We start from the raw sequence: 6,845 nt of genomic DNA, 5'->3' as shown, positions 1-6,845 counted from the left end.
GCGCTCTCCGCGTCCGGTTCGCCGTCGTAGCGCGCTGGGCGGTACTTCATCTGGAAGGCGATCAGCACGTTGCGGGTGGCCTGGTCGAGGATGCCGGTGCGCGGCACCGCGTAGCCCAGCTTGTGCAACTGCTCCTGGAACCAGATCACCTCCGGCAGCGCGGCGGCGAAGCGGGCCTGCTCGCGGGCCACGGCGGCGGGCTCCGGCCAGCGGATCAGGCCGGCGTCCGCCAGGCGCTTCCAGGGGAACAGCGGGCCTGGGTCGACCTTGCGCTGGGGGGCGATGTCGCTGTGCCCGATGATGCTGTCGACCGGCAGGTCGTGGCGCTTCACCAGGTCCTTGAGCAGGGCGATCAGCGCCTCGATCTGCGCCTCACCATAGGGTTGCCAGTAGCGCCCGGCCGGGCCTTCGTAATAGCCCTGGTTGACCAGCTCGATACCGATGGTGCTCGCGTTGAGCCAGGTGCGGCCCTGCCATTCGCTGTCGCCGGCGTGCCAGGCGCGGCGGTCCTCGTCGACCAGGCGGTAGATCCTCGCCGAGCCGTCGTCGATTAGGTAGTGCGCGCTGACCTCGCCCCGGGTCAGCAGCGCGAGGGAGCGCAGCAGGTCGGTGGAGGTGTAGTGCAGCACGATGTACTGCACCCGGCTGCTCTGGCCCTGGGCGCGTAGGCTGTCGTCGATGCGCAGGCCGCTGGCGCAGCCGGCGAGGAGCAGGGCGGAGAGGACGAGGGCGACGGCTTTCATCGGCAACGGGTCATCTGTTCGGTATCAGGGGGCGATGTGCAGGATGCTCTGCAGGTTGTCCAGCAGCATGTCGACGCTGAGCATGATCAGCAACATGCCGGTCAGCCGCTCCACGGCGGTGAGGCCGCGCGGGCCGAGAAACTTCTGCAGCCAGGAGGCCTGCAGCAGGATGCTGGCGGTAGCCAGCCAGGCCAGGCCAACCGCCAGGTACAGCTCCCACATCGGACCTTCGTAGGTGCTGCGCAGGGTCATCAGGATCGCCAGCGCCGAGGGGCCGGCCACGGCCGGCGTGGCCAGCGGCACCAGCAGCGGCTCGCCGTCCGGCAGGTCGCCCAGAACGCCCTCCGGGCGGGGGAAGATCAGGCGCATGGCAATGACGAACAGGATGATCCCGCCGGCGATGGCAGTGGCCTCGCGCGACAGACCCAGGCCGCTGAGCAGTTTCTCGCCGAAGGTGAGGAAGATCATCAGCAGCACCAGCGCCAGCAGCAGCTCGCGCAGCGCCACGCGCACACGCCGCTCCGGAGCGACGTTCTTCAGGGCGGCCAGGAAGATGGCGATGTTGCCGAACGGGTCGGTGACCAGAAACACCAGTACGGCGATGCCGAATAGATCCATGGGTGACTCTCGGATGATGGACGGAGGCCGGCGAGGTGGAGAGGATGGCCGGCAGTGAACAGGATGCAGTTTACCGGCTGGGGCGCGTCTGGGGGCCGACTTTCGTTCCCTCACAGACCGCCCGGCTTAAGCGCTACCCCGGCTCGGCAAGTTATGGGCAGGTGCCATGATATGAAGAGAATGCCTCCTGTTCGATATCGGAGTAGGAGGCCTGGGACGGATCATGTTATCCCGATCTCATCCCCGCCGACTCCCTGCCCATCGCGCGCGGTCCGCAGCATCATGCGGCTTGAGCCATTCTCGGGGTGTGCCGAATTCGGCATGCCGGGTGTGCAAAGCGATCAAGCCTCGGCGGCGTCGAGAGGCCACTGTAACGGGCAGACTGCCAGGAGCCCGTTATGACCCGATTGACCCTGACCGAGGCCCATGAGCTGGCCGCCGACATCCTGCGCCACGCCGGTTTCAGCGAGGCCTTCGTGCAGGCCATCGCCGCCACCGTGACCGCCGGCGAGCGCGATGGCTGCACGTCCCATGGCCTCTGGCGCCTGCTGGGCATCGTGCGCACGCTCAAGTCCGGCAAGGCGGTGGCCGACGCCGAGCCCGAGGTGATCGACCAGGCGCCGTCGCTGGTGCGGGTCGATGCCCATGGCGGCTTCTCCCAGCTGGCGTTTGCCGCCGGCCTGCCGCTGCTGGCGGAGAAGGCCCGGCGCAACGGCATCGCCGCCATGGCGATAAACCGCTGCGTGCACTTCTCGGCGCTGTGGGTGGAGATGGAGGCGCTGACCGAGCTGGGCCTGGTGGCGCTGGCCTGCAACCCGACCCAGGCCTATGTAGCGCCCGCCGGGGGCAGCCGTCCGCTGTTCGGCACCAATCCCATCGCCTTCGGCTGGCCGCGCGCCGGCAGCCATCCCTTCGTCTTCGATTTCGCCACCGCCGCCATCGCCCGTGGCGAGATCGAGCTGCACCGTCGCTCCGGCGAGCCGCTGCCGGCCGGCTGGGGCGTGGATCGCGACGGCCAGCCGTGCCACGACGCCGCCGAGGTGCTCGACCACGGCGCCATGCTGACCTTCGGCGGGCACAAGGGCTCGGCCCTGTCGGCGATGATCGAGCTGATCGCCGGCCCACTGATCGGCGACCTGACCAGCCCCGAGTCCGGCGCCTTCGACGAGGGCCACAACGCCCTGCCGTACCACGGCGAGCTGATCATCGCCCTCGACCCGCAGCGCTTCCTCGGCGAACAGGCCGACCAGCACCTGGCCCGCGCCGAAGCCATGTTCGAGGCGATCCAGGGCCAGGGCGCGCGGCTGCCGTCCCAGCGCCGCTACGAGGCGCGGGCCAGGAGTCTGGTGGACGGGGTGGAGATCGACGACGGTCTGTACCGCGATCTGCAGGCGCTACTGGCCTAGAGCGTCGTTTGACCTAGCGCGTAGTCCGGATGAAATCCGGGAGGCAGACGACTCCGATCCCGGATGCATCCGGGCTACAGGGCTGCTGGTGTAGGGCGGGTGAAACCCGCGTAAGACCGCTCGCGGGTTTCACCCGCCCTACCCGTGATGCAAAAAAGCCCCGGCGAACCGGGGCTGAGGGAGGGAATCGCCGGTTGCTGAGCCGACACACTTTTCAGGCCAGCGCTTCCCGCGTGGTAATGCCGTCGACCAGTCGGGCCAGGCCCAGCGGGTTGGCGTTCTTCAGGGCGTCCGGCAGCAGCGCGTCCGGGCAGTTCTGGTAGCACACCGGGCGCAGGAAGCGGTCGATCGCCAGGCTGCCGACCGAGGTGCCGCGGGCGTCCGAGGTGGCCGGGTAGGGACCGCCATGGACCATCGCATCGCACACTTCCACGCCGGTCGGGTAGCCGTTGAACAGCACCCGGCCGACCTTCTGCTCCAGCAGCGGCAACAGGTCGCCGTGGGCCTCCAGGTCGGCCGGCTCGGCGGTCAGGGTGGCGGTCAGTTGGCCGCGCAGGCCGTGCAGCGCGCGGATCAGTTCGGCCTTGTCGGCCACTTCCACCACCACGGTCACCGGACCGAACACCTCCTCCTGCAACAGCTCGTCGCCGTTCAGCAGCAGCGCGACATCGGCCTGGAACAGTTGCGGGCGGGCCTGGTGGCCTTCCTGCGGCTGGCCGGCCAGGTGCTTCACACCCGGGTGGGCGTGCAGCGCGGCCAGGCCGTGCTGGTAGCTGGCCAGGGTGCCGGCGTTGAGCATGGTCTGCGCCGGACGCTGGCCGATCTCGGCGATCAGGCTGGCGGTGAACACGCTGAAGGCCGGCGAGGCGATGCCGATGACCAGGCCCGGATTGGTGCAGAACTGGCCGCAGCCGAGGACCACCGAGTCGGCCAGTTCGCGGGCGATCTTCTCGCCACGGGCTTCGAGGGCGGCGGGTAGCACCAGCACCGGGTTGATCGAACTCATCTCGGCGAATACCGGGATCGGCTGCGGTCGCGCGGCGGCCATGTCGCACAGGGCACGGCCGCCCTTCAGCGAGCCGGTGAAGCCGACCGCCTGGATCGCCGGGTGCTTGACCAGCCACTCGCCGACCCCGCCGCCGTAGACCATGTTGAACACGCCGGCCGGCATGCCGGTCTTTTCCGCCGCGCGGACGATCGCCTGGGCCACCAGCTCGGCGGTGGCCATGTGGCCGCTGTGGGCCTTGAACACCACCGGGCAGCCGGCGGCCAGCGCGGCGGCGGTGTCGCCGCCGGCGGTGGAGAAGGCCAGCGGGAAGTTGCTGGCGCCGAACACCGCCACCGGGCCGACGCCGGTGCGGTACTGGCGCAGGTCCGGGCGCGGCAGTGGCTGGCGCTCGGGTAGGGCGCGGTCGATGCGCGCGCCGAGGAAGTCGCCACGGCGCAGCACCTTGGCGAACAGGCGCATCTGCCCGCTGGTACGGCCGCGCTCGCCCTGGATGCGCGCGGCCGGCAGGGCGGTTTCGCGGCATACCAGTTGGACGAAGTCGTCGCCGAGGGCGTCGATCTCGTCGGCGATGGCGTCGAGGAACTGGGCGCGGCGCTCCGGGCTCAGCTGGCGATAGGCTGGGTAGGCGGCCTCGGCGGCGCGGGCGGCGGCATCCACCTCGGCCTCGGTGGCCTGGTGGAAGCTATAGGGCAGCGCCTCGCCGGTGCTGGCGTCGAGGCTCTGCAGGATGACCTCACCGGCGGCACTGCGGCCGCCGGCGATGAAGTTGTGGCCGATGGTGGCGGGCATTGTTAGCTCCTGTCGCGGGCCTATGAAATCAGCGTTGCCATTGCGGATCGACCGGATGCGCTGGAGGCACCCGGCCGAAGCACGGCGATCAGGCGGCCGACCAGTTGGCGTACCACTGGCGGAACAGCGTGTACTGGGTCTCGGCGTAGTTGCGCTGGGCGTCGCTGAGCGCATCGGTTTCGTTGAAGTGCAGGGTGTATTCCTGGTCGCCGTTGAGCACCATCAGGTACTTGTAGTAGAGGACCAGGTCGCAGCCTTCGTCGAAGGACGACAGCACGTTCAGCGCCTCGGACAGCTCCAGGGCGCGGCGGCGGGCGACGGCGTCGCCCTTGGCGGCCTGCTTGCTCAGTTCGACCAACTGCAGCACTTCGCGCGGCAGGGCATTGCCGATACCGGTGATGGCGCCGGTCGCGCCGCAATTGACGAAGCCATGCACCACCTGGGTATCGACCCCGGCCATGAGAATCACATCGTCATCCTGCGAGGTGATGTGCTCGGCGGCGTAGCGCATGTCGGCGGCGCCGCCGAATTCCTTGAAGCCGATCAGGTTGGGGTACTTGCGACGCAGCTTGAAGAACAGCTCGGCGCGGGTGGCGAAGCCGTAGTAAGGGCTGTTGTAGATCACCGCCGGCAGCTTCGGCGCCGCTTCGAGGATGGCAGAGAAGTGCGCCTCCTGGGCGGCCGGCGAAGCGCCACGGGACAGCACGCGCGGGATGACCATCAGGCCATGGGCGCCGACCTTGGCCGCGTGGGCGGCGTGGGACACCGCTTCGCGGCTGTTCACCGCGCCCGTGCCGACGATGGTCGGGATGCCGGCGGCGACCAGGCGCGCCACCCCTTCCTGGCGTTCGGCCTCGGTGAGCAACGGCCAGTCGCCCATGGAGCCGCAGTAGACCACGGCGCTCATGCCGGCCTGGATCAGCTCGTGGCCCTTGCGCACCAGGGCGTCGAAGTCCGGCTTGCGCTCGGCGGTGCAAGGGGTCATCAGGGCGGGGATGGTGCCGGTGAAGATGTTGCTGCTCATGGTGTTGCCTCCTGGGCAGGGTCAAAGTATTTCGTATACGAAAACAAGAGAGCGTTATAGACCCTTGTTTCCATGGGTTGGGCCTGAGCCCGGTTCATAGCGCCGGCGAGGCGGCGGTTTTCAAGTTTTTCCGAGCACCTGCGGGGATGCTTGCGCCTGAAAGATCGCGGACAAGTCCGCTCCCACGATGATTGGCTCAGTTTTCCTGTCGCATTCCTACAGCTTCAACTCCACCGGCCAGGTATCCGAGAGGCGGTAGCCGGTCGGCCACGGGTCGCTCGGGTCGAGCAGGTGCTGGTGGGTGCCGGTGATCCAGGCCCGGCCGGACAGGCAGGGGTAGATGGCCGGGCGCCCGGCGACTTCGGTCAGCGAGTCGATGCGGCAATGGAACTCCGAGCCGATGATCGAGCGGCCGATGAAGCGCTCGCCCACCGCCAGCTGGCCCTTGGCGTGCAGTACCGCCATGCGCGCCGAACAGCCGGTGCCGCAGGGCGAACGGTCGATCTTGCCGGGGCGGATCACCACCGCGTTGGCGGCGGTCAGCACGCCGTCGATGCGCTCCACCGGCGCGGCGATCTGGCAGAACGAGATGTGCGCCCAGTCCTTGTTCAGCGGATGCACGAAGCCGAGCTGCTCGTTGGCCGCATGGGTGATCTTCAGGCCGGTGGCGACCAGGTCGGCGGCCTCGTCGGCGGTCAGGGCGAAGCCCAGGGTGCGCGCGTCGGCGATGACGAAGCTGTCGCCGCCGTAGGCGGTGTCGACCTTGAGGCTGCCGAGGCCCTCGACCTCGATCATGGCGTCCAGCCTGTCGGCGAAGGACGGCACGTTCTTCACCTCCACCCGCTGCACCTTGCCGTCGCGGCACTGGGCCACGGCCTCGATCAGGCCGCCCGGCGCCTCCAGCACCAGACGGGTCTCCGGCTCGGTCATCGGCAGGATGCCGCTGTCGAGCAGCACGGTGGACACGCACAGCGAGTTGGAGCCGGACATGGGCGGCGTGTCGGCCGGCTCCATGATGATCCAGGCCATCTGCGCACGCGGGTCCTTGGCCGGCACCAGCAGGTTGACGTGGCGGAACACACCGCCGCGCGGTTCGTTCAGCACGAAGTTGCGCAGCTCCTCGTCGCGGGCGATCCAGCGCGACTGTTCCCAGACGGTGTCGCCCGGCGGCGGGGCGACGCCGCCGACGATGACGTCGCCGACCTCGCCCTCGGCGTGGCAGCTGACCACGTGGATGATCTTGCTCGAACGCATGT

Annotated in this window: 6 protein-coding genes; 1 reads left to right on the top strand and 5 read right to left on the bottom strand. The window is 69.0% G+C overall.

Annotation, left to right across the window (positions count from 1 at the left end; genetic code table 11):
- Positions 1 to 743: N-acetylmuramoyl-L-alanine amidase (locus N7640_RS05615; protein WP_279906185.1), on the bottom strand; the 743-nt coding region annotated here is incomplete at its 3' end.
- 24 nt (positions 744 to 767) lie between these two features.
- Positions 768 to 1,361, bottom strand: a complete 594-nt coding sequence (locus N7640_RS05610) for a MarC family protein (protein ID WP_279903080.1) — start codon at positions 1,359 to 1,361, stop codon at positions 768 to 770.
- 398 nt (positions 1,362 to 1,759) lie between these two features.
- Between N7640_RS05610 and N7640_RS05605 the strand changes: the two genes are divergently transcribed.
- Positions 1,760 to 2,767, top strand: a complete 1,008-nt coding sequence (locus N7640_RS05605; RefSeq protein ID WP_279903079.1) for an Ldh family oxidoreductase — start codon at positions 1,760 to 1,762, stop codon at positions 2,765 to 2,767.
- 214 nt (positions 2,768 to 2,981) lie between these two features.
- Here the strand turns inward: N7640_RS05605 and N7640_RS05600 are convergent, their stop codons facing one another.
- The 3 genes from N7640_RS05600 to N7640_RS05590 all read right to left on the bottom strand — a co-directional run bounded on the left by N7640_RS05600 (position 2,982) and on the right by N7640_RS05590 (position 6,843).
- Positions 2,982 to 4,565: an aldehyde dehydrogenase (NADP(+)) gene (locus N7640_RS05600; RefSeq protein WP_279903077.1), complete on the bottom strand. Its 1,584-nt coding sequence runs from the start codon at positions 4,563 to 4,565 to the stop codon at positions 2,982 to 2,984.
- A gap of 88 nt (positions 4,566 to 4,653) precedes the next feature.
- Positions 4,654 to 5,589 carry a dihydrodipicolinate synthase family protein gene (locus N7640_RS05595; RefSeq protein ID WP_279903075.1) on the bottom strand — a complete coding sequence of 312 codons (936 nt, stop codon included), beginning with the start codon at positions 5,587 to 5,589 and terminating at the stop codon, positions 4,654 to 4,656.
- 216 nt (positions 5,590 to 5,805) lie between these two features.
- The gene (locus N7640_RS05590; protein WP_220812620.1) at positions 5,806 to 6,843 is read right to left on the bottom strand and encodes a proline racemase family protein; all 1,038 of its coding nucleotides are present in this window, start codon (positions 6,841 to 6,843) and stop codon (positions 5,806 to 5,808) included.
- Between the last annotated feature and the right edge of the window lie 2 nt (positions 6,844 to 6,845).

The organism is Pseudomonas sp. GD04015 (assembly GCF_029837675.1).
Taxonomy (GTDB): Bacteria; Pseudomonadota; Gammaproteobacteria; order Pseudomonadales; family Pseudomonadaceae; genus Aquipseudomonas; species Aquipseudomonas paralcaligenes.
Note: the sequence above shows the minus strand (reverse complement) of the source record. Positions and strands in the feature narration are given on the sequence as shown.